Source organism: [Clostridium] citroniae WAL-17108 (assembly GCF_000233455.1).
GTDB lineage: Bacteria > Bacillota > Clostridia > Lachnospirales > Lachnospiraceae > Enterocloster > Enterocloster citroniae.
This window is the reverse complement of the sequence record NZ_JH376433.1, coordinates 73,794-100,202: the sequence shown is the minus strand read 5'-3', so window position 1 is coordinate 100,202 and position 26,409 is coordinate 73,794. Positions and strand designations below refer to the sequence as shown.

19 protein-coding genes and 1 pseudogene are annotated in these 26,409 nt (G+C 51.3%); 1 reads left to right on the top strand and 19 read right to left on the bottom strand.

Annotated elements, in window-relative coordinates; translation table 11 throughout:
- Position 1 precedes the first annotated feature (1 nt).
- From HMPREF9469_RS28950 to HMPREF9469_RS28860, 19 genes are all read right to left on the bottom strand, one after another.
- Positions 2-2,122 (bottom strand): ATP-binding protein, encoded by a 2,121-nt coding sequence (locus HMPREF9469_RS28950; protein ID WP_040417684.1) that lies wholly within the window; start codon positions 2,120-2,122, stop codon positions 2-4.
- Positions 2,119-6,456, bottom strand: a complete 4,338-nt coding sequence (locus HMPREF9469_RS28945) for a hybrid sensor histidine kinase/response regulator (protein WP_007870970.1) — start codon at positions 6,454-6,456, stop codon at positions 2,119-2,121. The genes HMPREF9469_RS28950 and HMPREF9469_RS28945 overlap by 4 nt, the downstream gene beginning before the upstream one ends.
- Positions 6,457-6,516: 60 nt before the next feature.
- Positions 6,517-10,107 (bottom strand): response regulator, encoded by a 3,591-nt coding sequence (locus HMPREF9469_RS28940; protein ID WP_007870966.1) that lies wholly within the window; start codon positions 10,105-10,107, stop codon positions 6,517-6,519.
- A 407-nt stretch (positions 10,108-10,514) separates the two neighbouring features.
- On the bottom strand, positions 10,515-11,489 hold the full coding sequence (locus HMPREF9469_RS28935; protein WP_007870963.1) for an ROK family protein: 975 nt from the start codon (positions 11,487-11,489) through the stop codon (positions 10,515-10,517).
- Positions 11,482-11,946: a ribose 5-phosphate isomerase B gene (gene rpiB / locus HMPREF9469_RS28930; RefSeq protein ID WP_007870960.1), complete on the bottom strand. Its 465-nt coding sequence runs from the start codon at positions 11,944-11,946 to the stop codon at positions 11,482-11,484. Before rpiB ends, HMPREF9469_RS28935 begins: the two co-directional genes overlap by 8 nt.
- Before the next feature lie 130 nt (positions 11,947-12,076).
- Positions 12,077-13,153, bottom strand: coding sequence for a D-allose transporter substrate-binding protein (gene alsB / locus HMPREF9469_RS28925; RefSeq protein WP_007870956.1), 1,077 nt, complete (start codon positions 13,151-13,153; stop codon positions 12,077-12,079).
- Positions 13,154-13,256: 103 nt separating this feature from the next.
- Positions 13,257-14,165 carry an allose kinase gene (gene alsK / locus HMPREF9469_RS28920; protein ID WP_007870954.1) on the bottom strand — a complete coding sequence of 303 codons (909 nt, stop codon included), beginning with the start codon at positions 14,163-14,165 and terminating at the stop codon, positions 13,257-13,259.
- Between the two features lie 12 nt (positions 14,166-14,177).
- Positions 14,178-14,855 carry a D-allulose 6-phosphate 3-epimerase gene (gene alsE / locus HMPREF9469_RS28915; protein ID WP_007870952.1) on the bottom strand — a complete coding sequence of 226 codons (678 nt, stop codon included), beginning with the start codon at positions 14,853-14,855 and terminating at the stop codon, positions 14,178-14,180.
- A 14-nt stretch (positions 14,856-14,869) separates the two neighbouring features.
- The gene (gene alsC, locus HMPREF9469_RS28910; RefSeq protein ID WP_007870950.1) at positions 14,870-15,838 is read right to left on the bottom strand and encodes a D-allose ABC transporter permease; all 969 of its coding nucleotides are present in this window, start codon (positions 15,836-15,838) and stop codon (positions 14,870-14,872) included.
- Positions 15,839-15,855: 17 nt separating this feature from the next.
- Positions 15,856-17,376 (bottom strand): sugar ABC transporter ATP-binding protein, encoded by a 1,521-nt coding sequence (locus HMPREF9469_RS28905; protein ID WP_007870948.1) that lies wholly within the window; start codon positions 17,374-17,376, stop codon positions 15,856-15,858.
- A 48-nt stretch (positions 17,377-17,424) separates the two neighbouring features.
- Entirely contained in the window at positions 17,425-18,423 is a 999-nt protein-coding gene (locus tag HMPREF9469_RS28900; protein ID WP_007870947.1) for a LacI family DNA-binding transcriptional regulator, read from the bottom strand.
- Positions 18,424-18,711: 288 nt separating this feature from the next.
- Positions 18,712-19,710: a LacI family DNA-binding transcriptional regulator gene (locus HMPREF9469_RS28895; protein ID WP_007870945.1), complete on the bottom strand. Its 999-nt coding sequence runs from the start codon at positions 19,708-19,710 to the stop codon at positions 18,712-18,714.
- A gap of 210 nt (positions 19,711-19,920) precedes the next feature.
- Entirely contained in the window at positions 19,921-20,538 is a 618-nt protein-coding gene (locus tag HMPREF9469_RS28890) for a 4Fe-4S binding protein (protein ID WP_007870940.1), read from the bottom strand.
- A 167-nt stretch (positions 20,539-20,705) separates the two neighbouring features.
- Positions 20,706-21,404, bottom strand: coding sequence for a carboxymuconolactone decarboxylase family protein (locus HMPREF9469_RS28885; protein ID WP_007870938.1), 699 nt, complete (start codon positions 21,402-21,404; stop codon positions 20,706-20,708).
- Entirely contained in the window at positions 21,395-22,462 is a 1,068-nt protein-coding gene (locus tag HMPREF9469_RS28880) for an aldo/keto reductase (protein ID WP_007870935.1), read from the bottom strand. The genes HMPREF9469_RS28885 and HMPREF9469_RS28880 overlap by 10 nt, the downstream gene beginning before the upstream one ends.
- Before the next feature lie 13 nt (positions 22,463-22,475).
- Complete coding sequence (locus HMPREF9469_RS28875; protein WP_007870932.1) at positions 22,476-23,000, bottom strand: cyclophilin-like fold protein; 525 nt, start codon at positions 22,998-23,000, stop codon at positions 22,476-22,478.
- A gap of 41 nt (positions 23,001-23,041) precedes the next feature.
- Positions 23,042-23,593, bottom strand: a complete 552-nt coding sequence (locus tag HMPREF9469_RS28870) for a flavodoxin (protein ID WP_082197821.1) — start codon at positions 23,591-23,593, stop codon at positions 23,042-23,044.
- Between the two features lie 11 nt (positions 23,594-23,604).
- The gene (locus HMPREF9469_RS28865; protein ID WP_007870926.1) at positions 23,605-25,119 is read right to left on the bottom strand and encodes a flavodoxin; all 1,515 of its coding nucleotides are present in this window, start codon (positions 25,117-25,119) and stop codon (positions 23,605-23,607) included.
- 23 nt (positions 25,120-25,142) lie between these two features.
- Complete coding sequence (locus tag HMPREF9469_RS28860) at positions 25,143-25,910, bottom strand: flavodoxin (RefSeq protein WP_007870924.1); 768 nt, start codon at positions 25,908-25,910, stop codon at positions 25,143-25,145.
- Between the two features lie 294 nt (positions 25,911-26,204).
- On the opposite strand from HMPREF9469_RS28860, the pseudogene HMPREF9469_RS28855 reads away from it, so the two are divergent.
- Positions 26,205-26,409, top strand: a pseudogene (locus HMPREF9469_RS28855) (IS110 family RNA-guided transposase); the annotation flags it as partial.

Below are 26,409 nucleotides of genomic sequence, written 5' to 3'. Positions count from 1 at the left end.
CTCACTTTATATATAGTTTGAGTATCCGTTTTAACTCAATGATGTCCACGGGCTTTGCCAGATGCGCCTGCATCCCTGCATCCAGCGAGCGCTGTGTATCCTCGTCAAAGGCATTGGCGGAAAGCGCTACAATGGGGATCCTGCGGTCCGGACGGGCGGACGCACGTATCTGTCTTGCGGCCTCCAGGCCATCCATAACAGGCATCTGGATGTCCATCAGGATCATGGAATAGGAATCCGGAGAAGACTGCGTAAATTTGTTCAATACATCCCGGCCATTGACCGCGGTGTCAACCGCAAGGCCCAATTTTTCCAGCATCAGAGAGATGATTTCTCTGTTGATATCGTTGTCCTCGGCTACCAGGACCCTCCTGTCCTTTAATTGCTCCACAAGTCCTTCTTCATCCATTACCGGCCTGGAGGCGGCTGACTTGGGGGCCATGGGCAAGGGCAGTGAAATGGTAAAGCAGCTTCCATGCCCCAAATCACTTTCAACAAAGATCGTTCCATTCATCAGGGATACCAGGCTGTTTACAATGGAGAGGCCCAGCCCGCTTCCCACATAGGAACTGGTAAGTGAAGAATACTCCTGCTCAAAGGGTGTAAAGATCCGCTCAAGGAAGTCCTCACTCATGCCGATACCGGTATCACGTACCTTAAACCGGCCCAGGCAGTATGTTTCATCTATGGGCTCCACCCGGTAGGACAGATGGATTTCCCCGCTCTCCGGTGTAAATTTTATTGAATTGGATACCAGATTGATCAGGCACTGGCGTATGCGCAGCGGGTCACCGATGAAATCCGTATCAATGGGGCTTTCCAGGTCAAGAAACAGGGACAGCCTTTTCTCCCTGGCAGGGTTCTCTTCCATCTGCATCACGTGGTCCAGCAGCTCCTCCATGTTAAACTGCCGGTTGCTGACAGTCATTTTCCCGCTCTCGATCTTGCTCATATCCAGCACATCATTGATCACAGAAACCAGATATTCGCTGGACATCTTTGCTTTCTTCAGGCAGTCTGTTACCAGACCCGGATCATCCGGGGAACCCAGGGCCAGTTCATGCATTCCTATGATGGCATTTAATGGGGTACGGATATCATGGGACATCTTGTCCAGGAAATCATTTTTCGCCCTGGCTTTTGCCTGCTCCAGGCTTACCGCCTGGTTCCGCTTGATCATCAGCACCAGGGCGGAAAGCACCAGGGCGGCCAGGAACAGCACCACTAGGGTAATAAGGAAAATAACGCTTCGCATCTGACCATAGGTATCCTTTGCAGTGACCGAGATGGGAACTGCGATTATGATCCCGCGATTCGCATCTGTGCTGACGCTTTGGATCAGCCATGTCATGTCCCGCATGGATGTGACAAACTGGAAGGACTGCCCCTGGGCTACCGCTGTTTTCAGCTGTTCCAGCTCCGTAAGGCTTACGCCTTCTTTTGCCATGATACTGTACAGGTTATACCCATTAAACAGATCATTGGCCTCCGTTGCATTGGGCCGCATCACGATACGCCCATCTCTGTCTATCACATAGGAAGCCCCCATCCCATTGTAGAGGGGGATGGTGGCAATATCGGCGTATTCCTGCGCATTCACCGGCTTAACAAGGCCCGCGATCTCCTCCCCGTCCAGGGTTACGCCTTTTAATCCCAGGGAAAAAAGCCAAAAGTCCCCCTGTGTCTGGATCGTTGCAAAGGAAGATTCCACATTTGTCCCCTGAGAGACATTGATGCGCAGATCATCATCTTTAATGATCCACATTCTCCCGTCCATTGCCTGAAGATTTCCGGCTGCCGTCACCAGCAGGATATCACCGCTGCCGGAAAACATGCGGCGCATCTCCTCCCTGCTGGTCACTTGGGAATTCTCCAGCATGAAAGCCAGCTGCCTGGTCTCATCCGCGTAAGCATCCTTTAGCATGGCCACCTTGTCGGAGAGAAGAAACCCTAACTGCTGCACTGCCTCCACCCGTTCATTCAGGATGGATGCATTTAATTTCTGGTAAGCGCGTATAAACAACAGTAAGGTGACCAGGACCCCTATGGCCAGGCCCATTGCCAGCATCCCTGTCAGGTGTTTTGATGGATTTGGGAATCTTTTCGTTTTTCCTAGCCTCACGTCATATTCCTTTCCCGGCTGCCTGCCAGCGTTTTGCCTAATGTTGTCTTCAGTACTTCTATATCCACAGGCTTTGCGATATGTGCGTCCATTCCTGCCTCCATAGCGGCCCTGATATCCTCCTCAAAGGCGTTGGCGGTCATGGCAATGATCGGGATCGTCCCGGCATCGGTACGGTCGGCGGACCGGATGGCCCGGGCCGCCTCATAGCCGTTCATCTCCGGCATTTGGATATCCATAAGGATCGCGTCATAGGTTCCGGGGGCTGCGGCAAAAAATGCATCCAACACTTGTATCCCGTTTCCTTTAACCTCGGACCGCGCCCCGTACATCCGAAGGATCTCACACAGAATCTCAGCATTGAGCTCATTGTCTTCCGCCGCCAGGAATCGGCATCCGGCAAAGGGCCGGCCCGCCGGTTCCTCCAACTTTTCTGTTTCAATCCCCTCATCCTTCGGGGCCGGTGCGGCTTCGCTTTCCAACTCTACCGTGAAGGCGGAACCCTTTCCCAGTTCGCTCTGTACGGATATAGTCCCATTCATCAGATCCACCAATCCCTTGACAATGCTCAGACCCAACCCGGACCCCTCTACCCTGGACACCGCATTGCTTCGGATAAATGGTTCAAACAGCTGCGCCTGGGTTTCGCCCGACATTCCGATCCCGGTGTCGCTGACCGTAAAGCGATAGCATGCCTGGTGTTTCCCTTTTGCAGGGGAAAGCTCCTCCACAGAAAATCCTATGGTTCCCCCCATTGGCGTGAACTTTACCGCGTTTCCCAGGATGTTGATCAAAATTTGGCTGATGCGCAGGGCGTCCCCATAGAAATACGGGGTATGTATCCTGCCGATCCGGACGTCATACCGCAGTCCGGCCTCATCCGCCTGAGTCTCTATGATCTCCGATACCTGTTGGGTCAGTTTGGGCAGGCAGATCCGCTCCCGGTTCAGTCTGATCTTGGCCTGCTCGATCCTGCTCATGTCCAGGATATCATTGATCAGGCTCAGCAGATGCTTGGAAGATGTGGCTATCTTCTGCAGGCAGCTTTGTACACGGTCGGGATCGCCTATATTGGCGTTTGCCAGGGTGGTCATTCCCATGATGGCATTCATAGGGGTGCGGATGTCATGGCTCATTGCTGACAAAAAATCGCTTTTGGCCCGGCTGGCTTCCCTGGACAGCGACAACGCCCGCTCCAGCTCTGCTTTCGATGCCCGCTCTGCGGCCAGCATTTCCGTCACATCAGACCGCACCAGACAGACCGTCCGGTGGTTCTGGTCTCCCCACAATACATTGACCTGTTTGTACCGCAAACTGTTCTTCCACTGATAAGGCAGAACAAGATCATAGCCCTCCGGTTTTTCCTCCAGCTGATCCATCAGGGTTTCCAGGCAAAATTGCCGTTTTATGGCCTTGCGGTCCGCTGCTGCTTCGTAGTAACCTACCAAATTATCCAATACTCCGTTATAATCCGGTGCCGTATGGGGCGGAAGGTTCTCTAAGACCATCTGCCTGGTATACATGGAAAGACTGCCTGTGGAAACGTCAATGAAACCTGCCAGTTCACAGGTATAGGCGATCACCCGCAGCAGGCGCTGCTGTTCCCGGATAGACTCTGTAATGTCTGTTCTGGACAGGCAGACCCGTCCCAGCCGAAGGTCAATGGAGGAAACCGTCATGTTCTTGGTCCTGATATCCCCATCATCATCAATCAGGGAGAAAGAAAATGTATAGGCGCCTTCCTGTTTCAGGCGCCGGGCCATCTGGTCCAGGTTCAGACTGTTCCAATATTGCTTGCGGTCCTTTGGAACGACCCGGTTCTCCATCATATATTCTGTCCACTGGGAATGGTTTCCCTGTTTGGGAGGCACAAATCGGGCGTTGGCGTCCAGGGACAGGATCTTGTAGGTGTCCCGTGTCAGATCCAGATCGGCTGCAAAATCATAACCGGTAACCGAAAGCTGATGCAGGATCCGGTGAGAAACCGTCTGCTCCGTGATATCCCTTACCGTCAAAATTCCGGTAACATCCCCGCTGTCAGGTGTGGAAACCATGTGCATCTTAAATTGTATATACCGGCCGCTCTCCTCATGGGGCAGTTCCACATAGTATTCATTTGTATGTTCCAGTTCTCCCCGTTCAAAGGCGGCCAGGGCCGGTTCGCGCAGGTAGATATGCAGGAATCCCTCTTGTTCCTTTTTATCTGGGATCAGGGTGGAAAGACCGGTGAAAAATTCCTCACGGACAGAGCCGAAGGTCTTTCTAAGGTCCATACCGGTCCGGTCTATGATCTCTATAATATAATCTTGTGTGATGTTGCAGTGGCCCAGCACCAGCGCGTTGGGATCAGATTTCTGATAATGCTGCAGGATCAGGTCGTTATACTGCTGCCGGACGCGGGCCCTTTCCTCCCGTTCTTTTGTCATATCACTGTAGACGGAATAGATCCTCCGCTCCCCGCCTCTGTGCTGAATGAGGGACAGTGTATTCTTGACCCATACATAGTCCCCGGAACCATTCAACAGCCGGTATTCGATCTCCCAGCGTTTCCTGCCGCTGGCAAGGTACTCGGACAACTGCTGCAGCGCATGCTCCCGGTCGTCCGGATGGACACCGGTCAGTGCATCTTTCCGGTAGAGCGCCCAGGCTTCCTCCAAAGACATTCCAGTGGTGGCCGCAAGGCCTTCTGAGATATACTCAGGGACCATACTCCCATCCTCCTCATATCGGACCACAGCCACACCGCCGGGCAGATTTTTCAGCATGTTCTGAAAATGCTGTTCCAGACGGTCACGTTCCCTGCGCATCTCAGCCTCCTCTGTGGCATCACGGATATATTTCACATAGGCCGGTATTCCATTCCAGTCTATTTCCCGAAAGTGTGTGGTAAAGATCTTGCCGGTATCTTTTATGACCATTTCGTGTTCTTTCCCGTCCGGCTTATGGCTTCTCAACGTACAGAATTCACATGGTTCATTTTTGCCGTGAAGCGCAGTATAGCACTTTTGTCCCAGACAGGAACGGTCTTTGGCAAACAGATCCTCGGACTCGTTTACATAGTACAGCTCATAATTGTCTTTTCCAATCACGTAAATGCCGTCCGCGGTGTCGTTGGCCATATTCTGGAACAGGCGGGTCTCCTCCGACATGCCTGTAAACACCGCATAGAATCTGGCTGTTTCGGTTAACGGACCCATGCGCCGGCCTCTCATATGAAGCCAGATCAGTTTTCCATTCCTGTGATACATCCGGTAGGAGACATCCAGGACTTCTCCGCTGAGCAGCGCCGCGGTTACAGAGTCCCTTACCCTTTCCCGGTCAAGAGGATAGACGGCAGAGAGGGGATCTTCACCCACCAGGGTGTCATACTCCTCTCTGCTGTGGCCGGACAAGGCCGGTACTCCGTCTGAATAAAAAACAGGGATCAGACGATCTTCCTCCAACCGGTAACTGGCAATCCCGCCGGGAATGGAATTCAACAGCTGCTCCATCTCAAACTGCGCGTCCTTGAGGTCTGAAATATTGTGGAAAACACAGTGAAGCAGCGGATACCCTCCATCCTCGCCCATCCACTTGGCTTGGGCCCGGACCCATACCAGGCAGCCGTTACGGTGTTTTTTGCGAAATTCCATCACAGCCGTTTTGCGGCTTTTAATAATCTCCCTTGCCTTTGCTTCCACCAGTCCCAGATCTTCCTCATAGATCATAAGTGCCGCATTCTGTTGGACCAGATCCCTGTACTCTTCCACTGAGTAACCGGACAGGGCCGGAACGCCATCGGAGAAATATACTGTCTCAAAAATATCCGAGACCCGGTAGATGGCAATGCCGCCAGGGATTGCGTTTATGATATTCTGGGTTTTCTCATTGGCCGAGACCAGTTCCTCCTTGAGCTGATGCTGTTCACTTACATCATCATAAATATTGTACAGCAGCTTTTTCCCGTTTTTCCAGGGCTTGGCTACACCTGTGGTGTGCAGCCAGCGGTACTCCTGGCGCTCATCATTCCACAGGCGGCACGTGTATTCCAGCCGCCCGTTATCCCGGAGCGCCTTTTGCACATGCCCGTTTAACACTGGAATATCGTCCGGGTGCACACCCAGATACGTCATTTCCCGCTCCGCCTGCCGGGCATGCTCCGGTGAATACCCCATAATGGCATAAAACGCAGGGTTATGAAAGACCGGCGTAATGCGTTCCCCGTCATACTGGTACACGCCCAGCCCGCCGGGAATACTGCTGAGGATTCCCCTCAGTTCTTCATTCTGCAGGTTGGCCCATTCCTCTTTCGATTTGTTCTCCGGCGTCCCGGATAAGGAGAGTTCCCCCATCATGCTGCGCGCCTCCTTTCCACTTTGACAAAAAACTCAGGCATCTTTCAGCTCCGATCTTGCCTATGACTCCTCTCTGCCCATTATAAAATCATACAAAACCTGGTACAGCCGCTCCGGTTCGATGGGCTTTGCCAAGTGTGCGTTCATTCCGGCTGCTTTGCTCTTTTCCATATCGTCATCAAACGCATTGGCTGTCATGGCAATAATAGGAATGGTCCTGGCATCGGCATTACTCATATGCCGGATGTTTGTGGCTGCAGTGAGACCATCCATCAGCGGCATCCGGATATCCATCAGGATCGCATCATAAAAGCCCGGCTCCGCCTTGCTGAACATTTCAATAGCGCGGAGTCCGTTTTCAGCCGTGTCCACGGCAAATCCCCTGTGTTCCAAAAGGACAACAGCCACTTCTGTGTTGATGGCGTTATCCTCCACAAGGAGCAGGCGGCAGCCGGTAAAGTCGAACACGGCGGGCTTGTCCTCCTGATGGTTTTCCTCCTTTTCTCCCAGCGCCTTGGAAAAGGCGGAGATCAGTGAGGATTTAAACATCGGCTTGCTCATCAGCAGATTGACGCCTGCCCGCCTGGCCTCATGTTCAATGGCGACCCAGTCATAGGCTGTCATTATGATAATGGTGACCTCCGGCCCCGCAATTTCCCGTATGCGCCGGGCTGTCTCAATCCCATCGATGTCGGGCATCTTCCAATCCACCAGGATGATATCATAATATCTGCCCGATGCCCACAGTTGGCGGACGCGTTCAATGGCTTTAAGTCCGCTGTCCACCCACTCCGCGGTGATGCCGATCTCCCTCAGGGTAGACACCGCGCTTTCGCATACGGCCACGTCATCATCCACCACCAGGGTTTTTAAATTAGAAAAATTATATGTCTGTTTTTTCTTGTTGTAACGAAGCTTTTCCTCCTCGGTGATCCCAAGCCGCACATCCACGGTAAACTCAGATCCGATTCCTTTGATGGACCGCACTGTGATCCTTCCGCCCATCAGTTCCACGATATTCTTGGAAATGGACAGGCCCAGCCCGGTCCCTCCATACAGGGAAGTAGTACCCATGGACTCCTGGGCAAACGGTTCAAACAGATGGGGAAGGAACTCATCCCCCATCCCAATCCCGGTATCATTGACAATGAAACGAAGTTCCGCTCCGCTCTTATCTTTTTTGCGAAGTTCTGCGGACAGGGTGACCTTGCCCTTCTCACCTGTGAATTTGATGGCATTGGACAGGATATTCAGCAGGACCTGCTGCAGCTTCATGGCATCCCCAATATAATAGTCATCCAGCACAGGGTCCGCGATACACTCGTATTCAACGCCCTTTGCCGCTGCCTGGGAATAGCAGATGGAATTGATCCCCCCCAGGAACTCCTCTGTAGGGATCTTTTCATTTTTCAGAAGCATTTTGCCGCTCTCGATCCGGCTCATGTCCAGGATATCATTGATAAGTGACAGCAGAAAACGGGAGGCGATGCCGATCTTGGAAATACAGTCCGCTGCCTGTTCATGATCCCCGGACCCAATTGACTGCGCCGCTATGGCACTCATTCCGATAATGGCATTCATGGGGGTGCGGATCTCATGGCTCATACGTGAAAGAAAATCGCTTTTGGCCGCATTTGCCTGTTCTGCGGCTGCCAGAGCCGCGCTTAGCGCATCCTTTTGCCTTTGTTCCTGCCGGATCACATCTGTCAGGTCGGACTGGGTCATGCATACCCGCCCCAATTCCTTACTGATATAGAGCAGCCGGAACCGTTTGACCCTGGCACAGCCATCCTGGATCAATTCCACGATAAAGGTATAGGAATCCTGCTGTGAAAGCTGCTGCTTCATATATTCAAAATCAAGTTTTTCCATAAACTCCCGCTGTCCGTCTTCATGAACAGCGGTTTGGGCGATCCGCCTGACCTCCTCCCCAAAATCACCCTGGACGGGAACCGTCATTTCCCAATCACTGGACCGGCCCGCCAGCCGGTATTCTCCGGTCAAAAGATTGATCTCCGTTACAATATCATACCCCAGATTTGTAACACGGTTGAGCAGCTGCTCCTGTAATTTCTGCTCCGTAAGATCCAGGGTATAGAAAAAAGCAATGATATCTCCGCTTTCCATGTTCTGATGAAACCGGAAATTTGTGCTGCTCCAAAAGGCTCCACCGCCATTTCGTTTGCGGAGAAATTCAAAGTGGTAATCCGTTTTCCCTGCCGCAAAACTGGCTAACGCCCGCTTTCTGCAAAGGACGGTACGGATATGCTCACCATAACCGGGATCCACAGCGGAACCTGCCAGCTTTTTTATGGTTTTTTCATAGGAATCCCCCAGCGCAGCAATGGCGGTATCAGATGCAGCCATGTAGTTCTCCACCTTGTTCTGCGTGACATTGACACGGCCCTGGATGCTCCCCTTTGCCGAGGCTGCCTGAGCAAAATAGGCCAATTCCTTTTCATAAAGTTCCCGGACCCGTTTCTGCACCTGCTTTTCTTCGGTAATATCCACAAAAACGCCATAAAAATACTGCTCGCCGTCTTCCATGAACATCTGGGCTTTCAGGGATACCCATTTTACGATCCCATTCTTGCAGACTAACCGGTGTTCGTCCCGTATGGCGCCCTCGCGGCCCGTGTCCGCCGCGATCTTGCATTTCATGGCCTCCATATCCTCAGGGCAGACCACAGAGGACATCCGGTTCCCCAGGGCGGCAAATTCCTCCCTGGTATAACCTAAAAACTCATACAGGCCATCGTTTGCATCAGCAACCGTAAAGCCGTCATCAAACCGGCAGCGGAACACGGCGCCCGGTACATTATTATACAAGTGCATGATTTCAGCCTGGGCCTTTTTTTGCGCTGTAATATCAATGCACACCGACAGGATAGCCCGCTTGCCGTTCTCCGCTGTTGTCTCGCGGCCCTGGTCATGAACCCAGATGTAGGTTCCGTCCCGTTTCTTCATCCTGTATTCCACCGTATATTCACGGCCTTTGGCCATTTGGCGGACCACCTCCCCGTCCACCATGGACCTGTCATCCGGGTGCATGCAGTTTGAGACCATGCCGTGGATATCGGTAACAAATTCCTCCTCGCAGTCATATCCCAGGTACTCCAACATCCGTTTATTAACAAAATAAAACGGAAATCCCTCTTCCAGATACCCGCCCATCATGCCTCCGGGCAGGGAATCGTTAAGCAGTTCCTGACGCTGGCGGACGATGTTCTCCATAACCAGAGCACGTGGATAGTGCTCATCCCCCCGCTGGCTGCCTCCGGGTTCCGAAAACCACAGCGTGCAAAAGCGCCAGAGCCCTTTGATCCGGACCAGGGTAAAAAATCCCCTCAGCCTCCAGCTGTACTGCGTATTGATGAGCGTTATCCCAACAGACAAGTTGCGTACATGGTCATTGAGTTCCTGCTCCTGATAGAGTGTGAGATTGACAGAAAAAGGCTCCGGGATTTCCCGGATGTCATGTTCCAGATATTCACGCATTTCCTGCAGTCCGTTGGCGAACTCATTCTCTCCCGTACCCACAAAGCAGACCTCATCCGCTAAAAAGGCATGGGCCTCCTCAGCGTTGCGCTGCTCAAACCAGGCACGGCAAAATTCGAGCAGCGTCTCCCATGCTGTCATTGTACTCTTCATCTCTACCATCCTTTCCACATCCGGTTAATCGCCAACGCCTTTTGCATTTGTTTTGTACAGGACTTAAACGGCATGACGGATCATTTGTATTTTCAACTCATTTATGGAGTAAAATATCCTTTGTTTGATGATAAGAGGCAGGATAATCAGGAACCTGAATGGCCCGGCGAAATTGTATGCGGCGCAGCCTCTTTGAACCTCTGTCCATATTTGTTTATTATAGCATAAGCGCCTGAATCAGACAACATTCCTGTTGATAAAAGCTATCTTTTACTTCTCCTAATCCCTTGTACCCGAGTGACGGATCATAATATAACCATAGATATGCAACTCTGTCTATATTTGTATTTATTTGCTGTGATATAAAAAACACTTGAGTATAAAACCTCAAGTGTCAGCAGTTTCATCTATTCCTTTTCGCCTTTCCACCCGGCCAGCTGCGGCCTTCCCGCCACCAACAGTCCCCCTGCCAGCACCGCATGGTCCATGAGACTGCTTTCCACGATCTCATAATGTCCCCGGTCCGCCACAAAGGAATATTCATCCGTGTACTTCCTGATGCGCGAAAAGAGCGGTTCTCCCATCTTGGCAACACCGCCGCCTATGGCGATCCGGTCAGGTGCTGCGATGGCCAGCACATTGGCCAGACCGATGGAAAAGGTGGAAGCGGTCCGTTCCAGTTCTTCACGGCAGAACCGGTCATTCCTCCCCGCCCCCTCCGCCAGGTCCTGGCATGTGATCCTTCCGCCCTTTTTTGCAAGGACAGACCCGGCAGGGACATAGCCCGGAATATTCAGCCGTTCCTCAATGCTTTTCCCGGAACAAATCAGTTCCAGCCTGGTCCCGGCTCCCGGTACGGAGCACTCTCCCATCACGGCGCCTCTCCAGTCAGGAACCCATGTATTCCCCAGATAGCAGGCGCCGTAGCCTGATCCGTCATAATACCTGCGGTCGATATACAGTCCTCCGCCGATTCCGGTGCCGATATTTGTGTAGAAAAACCGGCTGCTCCCGGCTCCATTTCCCAGGATCAGTTCCCCGATCCCTCCCAGCACCGTATCGTTGACAATCACGGACCGCACATTAAAATGCTCCTCAAACCAGTCCTTCAGCCTGAAATCCTTCCATCCCGGCACCTGCAGGGAACACAGCACCCGGCCGGAACAAGACTCCAGAGGACCGCCAAACCCCACTCCAATGCCTCCCACCTCACACTCGTTCATGATCAGGCAGATATTTTCCCTGATCCAGGCCAGGATATCAGCGGCATTTGTCTTTTCGCCCAGTTTGACCTGTCTTACATCCAGGATGGTCCCGTCCGCCGTGCCCACCGCGATCTGCTGCTTTGTACCTCCTATCTCCACACCGATCAGCTTACTCATGCCATTTTGCCCCGTATTTTGCTTCGATTTCAGATATCATGTCCACACGCATGGCGTGTCTTCCCCCCTCAAACCGGGCTGCAAAGAATTCGTCCACGATCATCTTGGCCAGTTCTGTGCCCACCACTCTTGCGCCCATGGCAATGATGTTGGCATTGTTGTGCTCCACTGTAAGCTTTGCAGAATACGGCTCCGAACACACGGCGGCCCGTATGCCCGGCACCTTGTTGGCTGCCAGGGATATGCCGATCCCTGTGCCGCAGATCAGTACGCCCTTATGGATCTCACCCCGCATCAAGGCCTCCGCCACCAGACGGCCCGGCTCCGGGTAATTCACCTTGTCCGCCGGATCAGAGGGTCCAAAATCAATGCACTCATATCCCTTTTCCCGCAAATGCTCCATCAATACGTTCTTAAGCTCAACCGCCACATGGTCATTACCAAATCCAACTCTCATATTCCGCCTCCTGCATTTGTAAAATTCGTGCTATGCTCCGTCAAATTAATGCTTTGTTCCGTCAAAATTGTACTCTGTTTTATTAAAACAGGGGCTGCATTGTCTGATGCAGCCCCCATCTCTCATATCATTATTGGAAATCAGCTGCGTTATCAGCAGTTACCAGAACAGACTCAACCGGGGTCTTTTCCGGGAACTTGCCAACCTCGCCCTTGGTTCCGCTTGCAACTGCATCGATCAGAAGATCCAGACTGGTTGCTCCGATCTGTGCCGGATCCTGTGCAACGGTTGCGCTAAGCTCATTGTTTGCAATGGATGAAACCGCTTCTGCATCCCCGTCCGTTCCCACTACCATGATCTCGCCCAGCTTGTTGGCGTTGATCACAGCCTGGACAGCGCCCAATGCCATGCCGTCATTACAGCAGTAGATTCCCTTAAGATCCGGGTTCTGCTGGATCAGAGTGGACGCGATATCCATGGCCTTCTGGCGGTCCCAGTCAGCTGCCTGGCTGCTGATGATATCCATCTTACCGTCTGTAAATGCCTGCTTTGCGCCCTGTGTCCTGTCCTCGGAGGACTGGTTGCCGGATTTCCCCTCTATGATGGCCACCTTGGCTCCCTCGCCTGCCGTGTCCACAATGTACTGTGCGCCCTTGGCGCCCACGGCCACATTGTCGGTTGCAACAAACGCAACGCATGCGCCGCCTTGGTTAGCCAGCTCTGTCTCGTCAAATTTCTCATCCACATCCACGATGATAATGCCCTTTTCCGTTGCCTCGCCAATGCCCGGAAGCACATTTACGCTGGAAAGAGGGGCGATGGCAATTCCGTCATATCCCTGCTGGATACAGCTTTCCAGGATGGTGAGCTGTCCCTCTAAGTCATCCTCGCTCTGCGCGGAGTACAGGTCCACTTTCACGCCCTTTGCCGCGGTCTCCGCCTCAACGCCCTTCCACATCTTAACCCAGAAGTCCGTGGCCTGTGTTTTTAAGATAACCGCGTATTTTTTGTCGCTGGTGCCGGCGGAAGCTTCTTTGGCTTCCTCTGTGGATTCTGCCCCGCTCTCCCCGTCCTTTGCCGCCTCGGTCCCTGCTTCCTCGGTTTTTGCCGCAGCTGTTGTTGTCTCGGCCGTACCGCCGGACGTACACGCTGAAAGGCTTACCGCCATTACCACTGAAAGTGCTGCTGCTAACATTCTTTTCTTCATTTTTACCTCTCCTTTTTTATCTTGATTTTATTTTTCCCGTCCACGGGGGCATGTCTGAAGCACAGACTGAACGATAGCCCGGCCACGCTCCCTGACGTGAATTTCACTGTCTCTTCATAGCGTCAAAAGCCGCCAGTCCGCCGCCTGCCACACCGCTGGTCTGTGTGTGCTCCGGGAAAATGAATTCCAGGTTCTCCGATGGATAGGGATGGCGCGTTCTCTTTTTTACCTGCCGGATCAGATTGTCCATGGGGAAATCCTTCATGATCATGACGCCTCCCCCCATGACCACATAATCCGGGTCCAGGATCGTCACCTCCGTGCTGATGGGGTAGGCCAGGTATTCCACATACTCACGGATGGCAGGCTCATTTCCGTGTTTTGTGAAAATATCCCCGATCTCCGTCTCCGGGTAGTACTGGTTGCGGATCCGCTGCAGATGGGCGCCCGAGCACCGAAGCTCCGCGCACCCCTCGTTGCCGCAGGGGCATATTTCCTTCAGATGGAAGAATGGAACATGGCCCAGCTCCCCGGACACCCCGTTCTTGCCAGCGTGGAAACGTCCGTTTACATAGATGGCGTTGCCGAATCCGGTGCCCAGATACATGCCCAGTATGGTTTTATCCCCTTCCGGGTCCAGATTATATTTCTTAATATCATGGCAGAGCAGATAGTTGACGTCCCTGTCCACAAACACCCGGATTCCCAGGCCTTTTTCCAGAAGATGGCCCAGGTCCACATTTTCCAGCCCCTTTAAATTGGGGGTGGAGTACACAAAACTCTTATCCTTGCTGACAGCGGACGGCACTCCCACGGATATGGCGTCCACCTTTCCTGCCAGAGAGTACCGTTCCATGTAATCCCTGATCTCCCTGCACAGGATCTCCACAGCGCCTTCCTTCAGCATGGACGCGCTGGATTTTTTTTCAAAATGGCTTAGCACTCCGTCCTTTGCCACGCAGCCCAGACGGAAATTGGTTCCTCCGATGTCAATCCCTATTACAAGTCCCATATTGCTCCCACCTTACCGACTTACAGCCTTATTAAAGTTATCCATCATTTTATCCCATGCTGTTGCAAGATCCGGGTCCAGATGAAACAGGCCGGATGTGCCTACGATAAAAACCTCTGTGCCGGCCTTTGCCAGATCCCCAAAGGTTTTCTCATTGCAGGAGCCGTCCACCTCGATCAGATACTTGTATCCCTTCTCTTCCTTCAGTACTTTAAGTTCGTTTATCTTATCCAGCATTTCCCTGATAAAGGGCTGTCCTGCAAAGCCGGGGTCCACGGTCATTACCGTCACCTTATCAAGCAGATGGATGTAGTGCTGGATGTAGGATACCGGGGTGGCCGGGTTCAGCACAACACCCACCTTGCACCCCAGGGAGCGGATTTTGTTCACAATACGGAACGCATCCGCGTTAATGGTCTCCGCATGAGGGCAGATGAATCCCGCCCCCGCCTTGGCCAGGGGTTCGATAAAATCATCAGGGGTTGTGACCATCAAATGGCAGTCCAGGGGGATACGGCACACCGGACGGATGGCTTTGCAGAAATCCGGGGACAGGGTGATATTCTTCACATAGTGTCCGTCCATAATATCCACATGGTAAAAATCAGCCCTTGTATTTAAAATCTGAAGCTGCTCCTTGATATTGAGCAGGTCCATGCACATCAGAGATGGGTTAAACATTGGTTTCATTGTAGTTCTCCTCCTTATTTCTTAGCTTTCGCTACAAAATGATCAATGGCCACGGATATGATGATCAAGGCTCCCATTACGATCTTCTGGTAACTGCTGGGGATCATCAGGGCCGTCATGCCGTAGTTGATAATACCGATGATCATACCGCCGATCACAACGCCCAGGATCTTGCCCTTGCCGCCCATAAAGCTGGTGCCGCCAATGATGGTTGCCGCAATGGCGTATGTCTCATATCCCGTACCTGCCGTGGGCGCAGCCGCTCCCACGCGTCCCAGAAGCACGATGCCTGCGATTCCGGCGCAGGTTCCGGAGATCATGAATACCAGAAGACGGTGAAGGTTTACATTGACGCCTGAGTACCAGGCCGCTTCCATGTTTCCGCCCAGGGCGTAGATGTTTCTTCCCGCCTTGCATTTGGTGGTGAAAAACGCACAGAAGGCAGCCACGATCAGCGCAATGATCACAGGGACCGGTATGTAGAGAATACTGGCGCTCATGGTCCTTGTAAAGGATGCCGGGAAGCCGTAAATATTCCTGGAATTGGAGATCACAAGCATCAGGCCCTGGAAGATGGACTGGGTGCCCAGCGTGATGATAAAGGGATGAAGTCCGGTCTTATTGACCAGCATTCCGTTGCAGAAGCCGATAAACATGCCGATCAGGATGCCTAAGATAAGGGCCGGTATCACGGGGATGCCGTTTACCATCAGCATGGCGGTGAGCATACCCACCAGGCCTGCCACCGCGCCCACGGAAAGGTCGATGCCCGCGATCAGGATTGCAAAGAATTCACCCAGGGCCAGAAGGATATTTACCGCGCTCTGTTTGAGGATCTGCGGAATACTGTCCGGGTTAAAGATACTGGACGGTTTTGCAATGGTCAGCACCCCCAGAAGCAGCAGGAAAATGCCTATGGTGCCGTATTTCTGCCAAAGTACGCCGAAACTTGGTTTTGTTTTTATTTCCGTCTGATTATTCATGGTTCTTCCCCTCCTGATCACTCTTCACCGGTTGATGATTTTAAAATATTTTCTTCTGTTGCCTCACTGATCCCATAGGTCATGCGGATCTCGCCGTCCCGGAACACGCAGATGGTGTCGCACACGGACAAAAGCTCCGGCATCTCCGAGGAGACCATGATGACTCCCTTTCCCTGGTCCGCCAGCCGCCGCATGAGCACGTAGATCTCGCTCTTGCTTCCCACATCGATACCCTTGGTGGGCTCGTCAAATATGATCACTCTGGACTCGGCAGCCATCCATTTTCCCAGGATCACCTTCTGCTGGTTGCCTCCGGAAAGCTCCGTTATATTCTGTTCCACATCGCGGCACTTGATGTTCATATCCAGCTTCTGCTTTGCCGCGTATTCCTCCTCCGCCTTGTTGTCCACCAGGCCCACCAGACCGTTTGCCCTGGATGTCTTTAAAAAGGGGACAATGGAAATGTTCTGTTTAATGCTGAAATTGTTGAGGAATCCAGTCTCGCGCCGGTTCTCCGTCACCATGGCCAAACCGTTTTTGATGGCCTCATAGGGGGAGCGGATGGTCACTTCCTCCCCGCCGATAAACACCTGGCCGGAAAGCTTTGGCTCGGCTCCGAAAATTGCGTTCATCAGCTCGCTTCGGCCCGCTCCCACAAGGCCCGCAAACCCCACGATCTCCCCTTTTCTCACCTGGAAGGACACATTGCGCACCCGGCCGTCCTTCCGGTTCATGTTCCTGGCCTCAAAGATAACCGGTTCCCCGCTGAAGTCCTGGACGGATTCATTGTGGTAGGTTCCCTTGATCTCCCTTCCCACCATCATGCGGATCACATCATCCAGGGTGATCTCCTTCACGTTCCTGGTGCCCACATAGGTGCCGTCCTTCAATACCGTGATCACATCCCCGATCTCCTTGATTTCATCCATTTTATGGGAAATGTACACGATTCCTTTTCCCTCCGCCTTCAGCTGCCGGATGATCTCAAACAGATGGGCTGTCTCGGACGTGGTCAGGGAGGAGGTGGGTTCATCCATAATGATTACATCCGCATTGGAGATCAGGGCCTTGGCTATCTCGCACTGCTGCTTTTCGGAGATGCTGATCTCCTCCACCAGCTGGCCGGGTTTGCGCTTCAGTCCCACCTTATCAAGCACCTCTTTGGCCCTGGCCGTCATGCCCTTATAATCCACCACCGGGATTCCTCCCACCCGCTTTGTGGGCAGCTTTCCCACAAACAGGTTTTCCAGGATGGACAGCTCATTGATCACGCTCAACTCCTGGTAAATGATGCTGATGCCGCACTCATAGGAATCCGTGGGCGTCAGATGGGAAAATTCCTTCCCTTTCACCGTTATCTTCCCGGAGGTGGGCTGGTATACGCCGCTTAATATCTTCATCAGTGTGGACTTTCCCGCCCCGTTCTCTCCCATGAGAACGTGAACCTCTCCCGCCTTGATCTCAAATGAAATGTTGTCAAGGGCCCTGACGCCGGGAAACACCTTGGTAACACCTTCCATTTTTACTAATGTCTCCATAAATCCTCCTCTTTTCTTTTTGGCCTGCGCGGTACTTGCAGTCCATCCTCAGGTCGTGCCTCTTACCTCCAGTGTGACCGGGATAATCGTTGTCTTTTCACGGATCTCCTTCTTCTGTATCATCTTAAGTATCGTGCTGCCCGCGGCCAGGGCCATCTGCCTTGTGTCCTGGGTGATGGTAGTGATCTGGGGGCTGGTAAACCGTGTCAGGGAAATGTTGTCAAATCCCACTACCTTTACCTCCTCCGGTATCTTTACCCCGGCCTCCAAAAGGACATTGATACAGGCCAGGGCCATCATGTCGTTGGTGGCAAATATCCCATCGAAAAAACATCCCCTGGACTTCATGAGCCGGTCCATAACACTGCGCGCCTGGGCATACTCAGGAAAGCAACTCACTTCCAGCTCTTCGTTATATGGGATATTGCCTTCCCTCAGCGCCCGCAGATACCCTTCCTTTCTGTATCGGATGGTGGAGGCACAGCGCACATCCCGCAGCAGAAGAATCCTTAAACAGCCCTTTCGGACCATCTCCCTGGTTGCCAGATACCCGCCCTCCTGGTTATCCGACATGATCAGCATCTCCGCGTTCTTGGGCGCCCGGTCGATGTAAACCACGGGAATGTTCCGGATCTTACCTGTGTGCTTGATCTCATTCTGTCCCGATATGTTGACGATCCCGTCAATGTGCTTTTCGATCAGTCCCCGGATGTGCATATTCTCCAGCTCGTAGTCCTCGTTGGAATTACAGATCAAAAGAGAATATTTGTGCTTCAGCAGATAAAAATCCAGCTCCTGGATGATCCTGGCAAAGAATTCGTTGGTCACATCCGGTACGATCACGCCAATGCAGCGGCTTTTGTTGGTCCTTAGCCCGATGGCATTGGCATTGGGTGTAAACTCGCACTCATTCACTGCCTTTTTCACCTTTTCCTCCGTCTCTCTGGAATAGCCGCCGTTATGGTTGATCACTCTGGATACAGTAGCCGTAGAAACTCCGGCCCACTTTGCCACATCCACAATAGAAGGTTTCTTTTTTTCATCCATCCGCAGCCTCCTGTTTTACGTAAAGGTTTTCGTATCTTGTAACTGAATAGTAAACCTTTACGTAATAAAAGTCAATATAAAATGTTTATTTCTACTATTTTGACGAAATTAATATTGATAATTTGTGCATTATTTATATTAATATCAGTAAACGTTTTCTCAATAAGCGTAAAAAAAGCCTTCCCGCCTTACGGAAAGGTTTTCCTATTCATATAATTTCACCGAAGACCATGTGGTTCTTATGAGACCGTGTGGTTACGCGTACACTTATGTTGGGCCTGCATGCAATTATGTGGTCCCACGTGCGATCAGCCGCACCGGTATGATCGTTTTTTTCTTCCTGATCTCTTTTCCTTCTATCATTTTCAGTATGGTTTCGCCTGCATGGAGGGCCAATTCCTTTGTGTCCTGGGCAATGGTGGTGATCTGGGGGCTTGCAAACTGGGACAGGGAAATATTATCAAATCCAACCACCCTGACCTGGTCAGGCACTTTGATCCGGTTCTCCATCAGCACATTGATGCATGCCAGAGCCATCATATCATTGGTAGTGAAAATCCCGTCAAAAAAACATCCCTTTTCCCGCAGCAGACGCTCCATCACGCCTCTGGTTTCCTCATATTCCGGAAAACAGCTCATCTCCAGCTCCTCGCTGAAGGATATGCCGTTCTCCCCAAGTGCCCGAATAAATCCCTCCTTACGGCTGCGGATCGTGGACGCATAGCGGATATCCCTAAGAAACAGGATCTTCGTGCATCCCTTGGCGATCAGCTCCCTGCCCGCCAGATATCCGCCCGTCTCATTGTCGGAAAGGATCAGAACCTCCGCGTTCTTGGGCGCCCGGTCGATGTAGACAATGGGTAGGTTCTTGATCTCGCTGATCTCTTTGATCTCATTCTGTCCCGATATATAGATGATTCCGTCCACATGCTTTTCAGCCAGTCCCTTGATATGCATGTTCTCCAGCATATAGTCTTCATTGGAATTACAGACAAGAAGGGAATAGCGCCGGCTTAAAAGAAAGGTATCCAATTCCCGTATGATTCTGGCAAAAAATTCATTGGTGATGTCCGGGACAATGACGCCTATACTGTTGCTGCGGTTGGTCCGCAGGCCAATGGCATTGACATTAGGTGTAAATCCGCACTCTTCTATGGTCTTTCTGACCCGTTCTTCCGTCTCCTTGGAATATCCACCATTTTGGTTGATGACCCTGGAGACAGTTGCGATGGAAACCCCGGCCTTTTTTGCCACATCGATAATGGATACCCTTTTATTGCTTTCCATACATCCCTCTCATTCTTACACCTTCGGGGTGCAATTTACTCTCACCCTTTATTATAATGCCGATTCCGGACATGTCAAGCACCATGCTGGATATCCCAGGCCTGTTGCTTCAAGAAGCATCGGCGCCTGTTCAGTGAATTTATGATAGAAATAGGAAGGATGGACAGTCTGGCGGGCTTGTCAAACAGGATTATCAGTCCTTATATAAGTTTAAATTTCTGTTCTCTGCCGGCTTATAGTCTGCTTTGGGCAGATCTGCGCACACTGTCCGCAGTGCAGGCATTGGTTCTGGTTGATTACTGCCGGCTTTCTGCTGATGTCAATGCATTTTTGAGGACAGACTGAATAGCATAATTTACATCCGATACATTCCACGCCCACAACATAACATGTCTGTATCGCATTCGGCCTTCCGATCAATATGGGTTTCCTGACCACATGTGAGGGGATACTGATATCAAAATACTCTCCCTGGGCCTCGAAAAGCCGGAACACCTCCAGTGCACTCCGGGTGTGGGATGGATATATCTGCTGCATATACGAATTTTTTTCAAAAATCTCATCCAGTTTTTCATTGCCTATATTTTCAATTTTTCCGCGGAGTGTTACGGATTTTTTATCCTTAGCAGCAGAAACAGCTGCGAACTTCTGCTCCATAAGCTGTGCATAAAAGGCTTTTCCCTTTGCTGTGAGAAAATAGACCCCTCTTTCATCCCAAAGCATCATGTCTATTACACGGGTCTGGGGATGTCCGTCTGTTCCAATGGTGGCAATGATGGCGGAATGCATATCCTCCACCAAGATTTTTAAGTACTGATCTCCTGTCATTTCCGCTTCCTCCTGGATCCTTTAGCATATATAGCTATGATTCCCTTCTATGTTCCTCATGCAACTATCATAGGACCGGACAGACGGATTGTAAAGTAAGCACAATTTTGTGCCATAGTTACCTGGGAGATACTGTTACATCACAAAAATCCCGTTATTCCCCTCTGTCATTTCCCTTCCACCGCCTTATTCACGCAAGTGATGGCATTTAAGCTGCGCGGATAGCCAATATAGGGTAAACACTGTGAGATTACTTTCATCAAATATTCCTTTGTATTGCCAAGCCGCATATTAGCCGCCCCATGACTGATCAGCTGGGGCTCGCATCCGCCCTGGGCCGCCAGGAAACAAAATGTGATCAGTTCCCTCTGGGCCAGATTCAGACCCTTGCGTGTATAGTAATCCCCAAAGCAGTTTGCGGCAAGCCATCGGTTTATATGTCCCTTTTTCCAAAAGTCCCGCATCCCTTCGCCAAAGATATCCACCTGCGCCTGGGAACCTCTTTCCAGGCGGTCTTCCAACGTGGTGGTGGCCTGCGCCTCAAGGGGCAGGGAAATGCCCCGGCTTTTAAGCACTTCATTAACCACTGTCAAGAATCCCAGCATCCGTCCCAGACCAACATAATCTGTGGACTGGTAAAGGATCTCTTTTATCATTACCGGTGTCAGCCCTCCGTCAAGGGCTGACGGAAGGAGTTCACGGAAAAGTTCAACACCCTGGCATCCAATCAATGAGGCCAGGATTACCATGGAGCGTACCGGTTCTTCCAGCTGCTGTCCCTCCTCTTTTGTAACTTCCTCCCGTATGAAATATTCCACACGTTCCACAAATTCGGGATCCGTGTCATATAAACTTTTTATTTCCATCTTTCCCTCCTTAAATTCCTTGTCAGATCTTCTGTTCTCCTACGGCCAAAATGCTTGTCACTGATTGTCTCCGGCCTGTTCTGCGCCATGACGCCTGTCAGGCTGTGGGCCACATAGGCTTCTTCCAGATAAGTCAGCTCCTCATCGGTCAATTCCAGCTCCACTGCCGCTGCCGCACCCTCAATATGATGGAATTTCGTGGCACCCACCACCGGGGACGTTACCTTTGTCAGAAGCCATGCCAGCGCGATCTCTGTCATGGATACGTTCCTGCGGTCTGCCAGCTCTGCTACCCGGCTGATGATCACCTGATCCAGCTCAGTTGTCTTATCATATTTGAATCTGGCAAAAGCGTCCTCCTCCAGCCGCTTTGAGGATTCCCCCGGCCTCCTGGACAGCCGTCCTCCTGCCAGTGCACTGTAAGGAGTCAGTGCAATTGTTTCCTCCCTGCAATACGGAACCATCTCCCGTTCCTCCTCCCGGAAAATCAGATTGTAATGCCCCTGGACGGAAACAAATGTTGCAAAGCCCTCCCGTTGCGCCAGTGCATTGGCCTTTGCCAGCTGCCACGCAAAGCAGTTGGAGATTCCGATGTACCGGGCCTTTCCGGTTTTTACCACACGGTTTAAGCCGTCCATTATATCATAAAGAGGCGTTTGGTAATCCCACATATGGTAGATATACAGATCCACATAATCCACGCCCAGATTTTCCAGGCTTTTATCCATCATACGCTGAATATGCTCCTGTCCGCTGACTCCCTTTGCGATTTCTTCCGGGGTGCGTGGAAGAAACTTGGTGGCGATCGCTACATCCTTGCGCTCTGTGAAATCCTTTAGCGCATGCCCTAAAAACTGCTCGCTGGTTCCGCTCTGATAGGCAATTGCCGTATCAAAGAAATTGACCCCTAGTTCAAGCGCCCGTTTTATAATTTCTCTGGAACGTTCTTCGTCCAATGTCCAGCTATGCTGGCCCTTCTGTGGATCCCCAAACCCCATACATCCCAGGCAAATGCGGGATACGGTCAAGTCTGAATTACCTAGTTTGGTATATTTCATCTTCTCCTCCTCTTTACTCCATAAACTCAATGGTCCCCGTAAAGTCATCCTCTTCCCCGGACAATACTTCCAGCCCGCTTTCCACGACCCCCAGAGGCACAAGTTCGTTAGAGTGGCGGAAATCTTCATAGAAAATCGTAAAACTGCCCCATGGCCGGTAAATCACCATCTCTCCGGTAACCGGGTCATATCCCGGATCTTCATCAGCAATGGAGAATGGGGCACCGTCATTTCTTGCCGGTTTTTCTATACCGGAAAGATCGTAGAATTCTACGTTATCCAAAGGCAGCCTTTCCAGGTATGCATCCGCAGCTGTATTGTCATACATGGCAATAATGACCTCGTTCCCGTCCACTGTAAGACGCAGCCGTTTGCCGCTGAATTGTGGGGTACTGCCGTCCGGATAGGTACCGGTTGCCGGTACACTGTTGGAAGAACCCTTTTCTGACTCTTGTACTTGATCTGCCTGCGAACCGCATGCACTTAGCATCAGTGCCATCCCTCCCAGCATTCCCACTAACATTCTCACCATTTTCATTGTACGATCGACTCCTCTCTATTGTTTTATCCATGCTGATTTTACTTGATCTTATCCATCCCCTGCCTCTGCAGCCCCTGAATCCAGGACTCCAGTTCTTCCGCTATTCTGTCTCCACCGGCATTGGTAACATGAAATCCAGCTTGTACTTGTGCGTTTGGGCATAATACGGCAATATCCTGCTCCACACATCCACGTTCTTCCCCTCTGTGGGTACAGAATGGGATCACAATTTTGCCATCTGTTTGTATCCGTTCTAAAAAGGAAGCCGCCGGAGGGGAGATCCTCCCCCTCCAGCAAGGTGTTCCTATAAATATTACATCATATCCTTCCGGTATTGTCTCAAATGGCAGAAGCCTGGGCCTATGGTTCTCCCGGATTTCCTTTTCTGCCTGCTTTTTGAGTTTGCAATATTCCGATGGATACGGCTGCCACGGATATATCACGCATAAGGTTCCTCCGGTTATCCGCCGGATTACTTTTGCAACCCTTAAGGTGTTCCCTGTATTGGAGAAACAGGCAATTAGTATTTTTTTCCCATTCCTAGCTTTCGCCCCCGTTTCCACTGCTGCCGAAATCACTCCTCTCTCCATCCGGCTTCATATTACTGGGTATCAATACCGTTTTGTTCCAGCCATTCCGTCACGTCTCCAGGCATACGGTCACCGCCGGAGTAAGAAATTGCCAGTCCTTCCCGGATTTCCGCAGCAGGGGCCAGCTTAGCAATAGCTGTCAGGCTCTGCCCAAACCTTCCGCCTCCATGGCTGCAAAAGGGAATGATAATCTTCCCTGTGAGATCATATTCCTCCAGGAAGGTTGCTACCGGCATGGGAATCGATGCCCACCAGTTGGGATATCCCAGAATTACGATGTCATATTGGGATATGTCCTCCACATGGTTTGCCAGTTCCGGCCTTGCCTGTATGTTCTGGTCATTCTGTGCCTGGTCAAGTACGGTATTGTAATCAGCGGAATAAGGAGTCACCATCTCTATTTCAAAGAGATCCTCCCCTGTCTGGCGCTCAATTTCCCGGGCAATCCCCCTGGTATTTCCTCCCCAGGAAAAATATGCGATCAGCACCCTTCCACTTCCGCCGTCCTCCTTTTCCCGGCCTTTTGACGTTACTACCGCGCCGGAGAGTACCGCTGCATTTCTTGCAAGGCGGAAGCCTATGTTATAACTCTTATTGTCCTCCGGCATTGCGGCGCGGTAAGCGGAGCGGAGATTTTTAGCAAAGTCATTCCAGCCTCCGCCCCTGTTGACCCTTCGGGTCCCATTGTCCGGCCCTGTGGGATTTTCGCTGTCGGTACTGTCATAGGATCCGTAACAGTCCCACACCCACTCACCTACGTTTCCATGCATATCATAGAATCCCCAGGCATTGGGCTGAAAGCTTCCCACCGCCGTTGTGATCTGGCGGTATACGCCCGGCTTTGTCTCCAGATTCCCCTGGGAAAAATAGTTGTCCTCAATCATATAGGGATAATCTCCCCAATAGTTTGCCTCCTCCGCACTGATGGAAGTCTGGGTATTAAATGGGGTCACTGTACCGGCCCGGCAGGCGTATTCCCACTCAGCCTCGGTTGGAAGCCTGTATCCTGAAGCGCTACGGTTCCAGCTTATGGTGCCATCCCCGATCTCATAGGCCGGTTCCAACCCCTCCTTTTCGCTGCGGGTATTGCAGTAATTAACCGCGTCCAGCCAGGAGACCATTTCCACCGGCAGATTTTCACCAATAAAAGAACTGGGATTGGCGCCCATAACCTGCCGGTACTCATACTGGGTCACTTCGCAGGGAGACAGATAAAAATCATCTACTGTAACGGAATGCTGCGTTTCATCATTACTTCTCCAGGCCTCAGACTCCGGACTTCCCATATCAAAGCTTCCACCAGCTACAAGTATGAACTCATCCCCACCAATCTCCCCCTGTATACCCTGTCCGGAACCGGCGCTGCCTGAAGTCACCAATTGCTCCAACGGTTCGAGGTGTTCCGGATTTTGGGATGGAGATAGGGAACCGCCTGTTTTTGCATCTCCTGTGCCTGTACCGCATCCTGCCAAAAGCACTGCTGACAGAAGAAAAACCGAAAAACTGTAAAATCTGTTCTTATCCATAACGTACCTCCACTGTTTTGTCATCAAGGGGTGATTTTCAGTCCGTCTATCCAATGATCCACATCTGGCTTTGCCACGGTAACAGAACGCATCTGTACCTGAAATCCATCCTTTACAACAACTGCTTCCGGCAGCGTATCCTGAATGGTACCAATGGTTCCGGAGAATCCGCTGCCGGCACTGGTGACAAATGGGATTACTGTTTTACCGGAAAAATCATATTCCTCCAGGAAGCTGTAAAGGGGCATGGGCATATCGTGCCACCAGTTGGGAAACCCTAAAAATATAATATCATAATCCTGCATGTTCTCCACATGACTTGACAGTTCCGGCCTTGTGCCCTGATTCCGTTCCTCACCGCCCTGGCTGATCAGGGTATTGTAATCCACAGGATAGTCCTGCACCGTCTGTATGGAAAACAGATCACCGTCTGTATTTTCGTAAATCATTCGTGCAACAGCTTCTGTACTGCCCACAACTTCTCCGTCTATTACCTGGATACTGGCGGACGAAACAGCATCCAGGTCTGCTTCATCCAGGGAATTTCCCAGGGAACCATAGGGGCCTCCGCCTTGAAGGATATCATTAAACTCTGCTTCCGTATTGTCCAGCCGGGTAAAGTAGGCGATCAGTATACGTGGAGCTTCCCCGGCAGCTTGCGTGATTGTCTCATGTTCTACATTGGCTTTATTCTGTATTGCAGCCGCCGGCGGACCGGATACGGGATCCTGCCTGCATCCGGCTGACAATACAGTCATTGCAGCCGCAAGTGCGGCAAGTTTCTGTTTCATTATAATCTCCATTCCGCGCGCCTTCGGGCGCGGCACAAATAGTAATGAAAGATTTTCAAAACCTCTACTCCGTGAGATAATGCTTCTAAGAAGCTATACTACAAAGCACGGGAGGAGGAGTTGTAAATTCTTTCTCGTTTTAGACAGCATTATAATCAGTGTAAGTCCTGCCTTTTCAAGCACAAATAAGTGGTACTACGAGTCCGTACACTAAGAATTGTTTTAACGCCTTGGTTAAATTGTGTGGCAGTTCAGTCAATGGCTTCTTATCTTACTTTAGAAAGGAGCATGACTATGAAAGTTACTTACCAAACCTGTTGTGGTGTCGATGTTCACAAATCTTTTCTCGTCGCTACAATCATCAAAACTTCTGGTAGAATAGAACCTGACTACCTGAAAAAGCGTTTTTCTACTTTTAACAATTCTATACTTGAATTCAAACAGTGGCTTCTTGTTAATGAATGCTATGAAGTCTGTATGGAATCCACCGGCAAATACT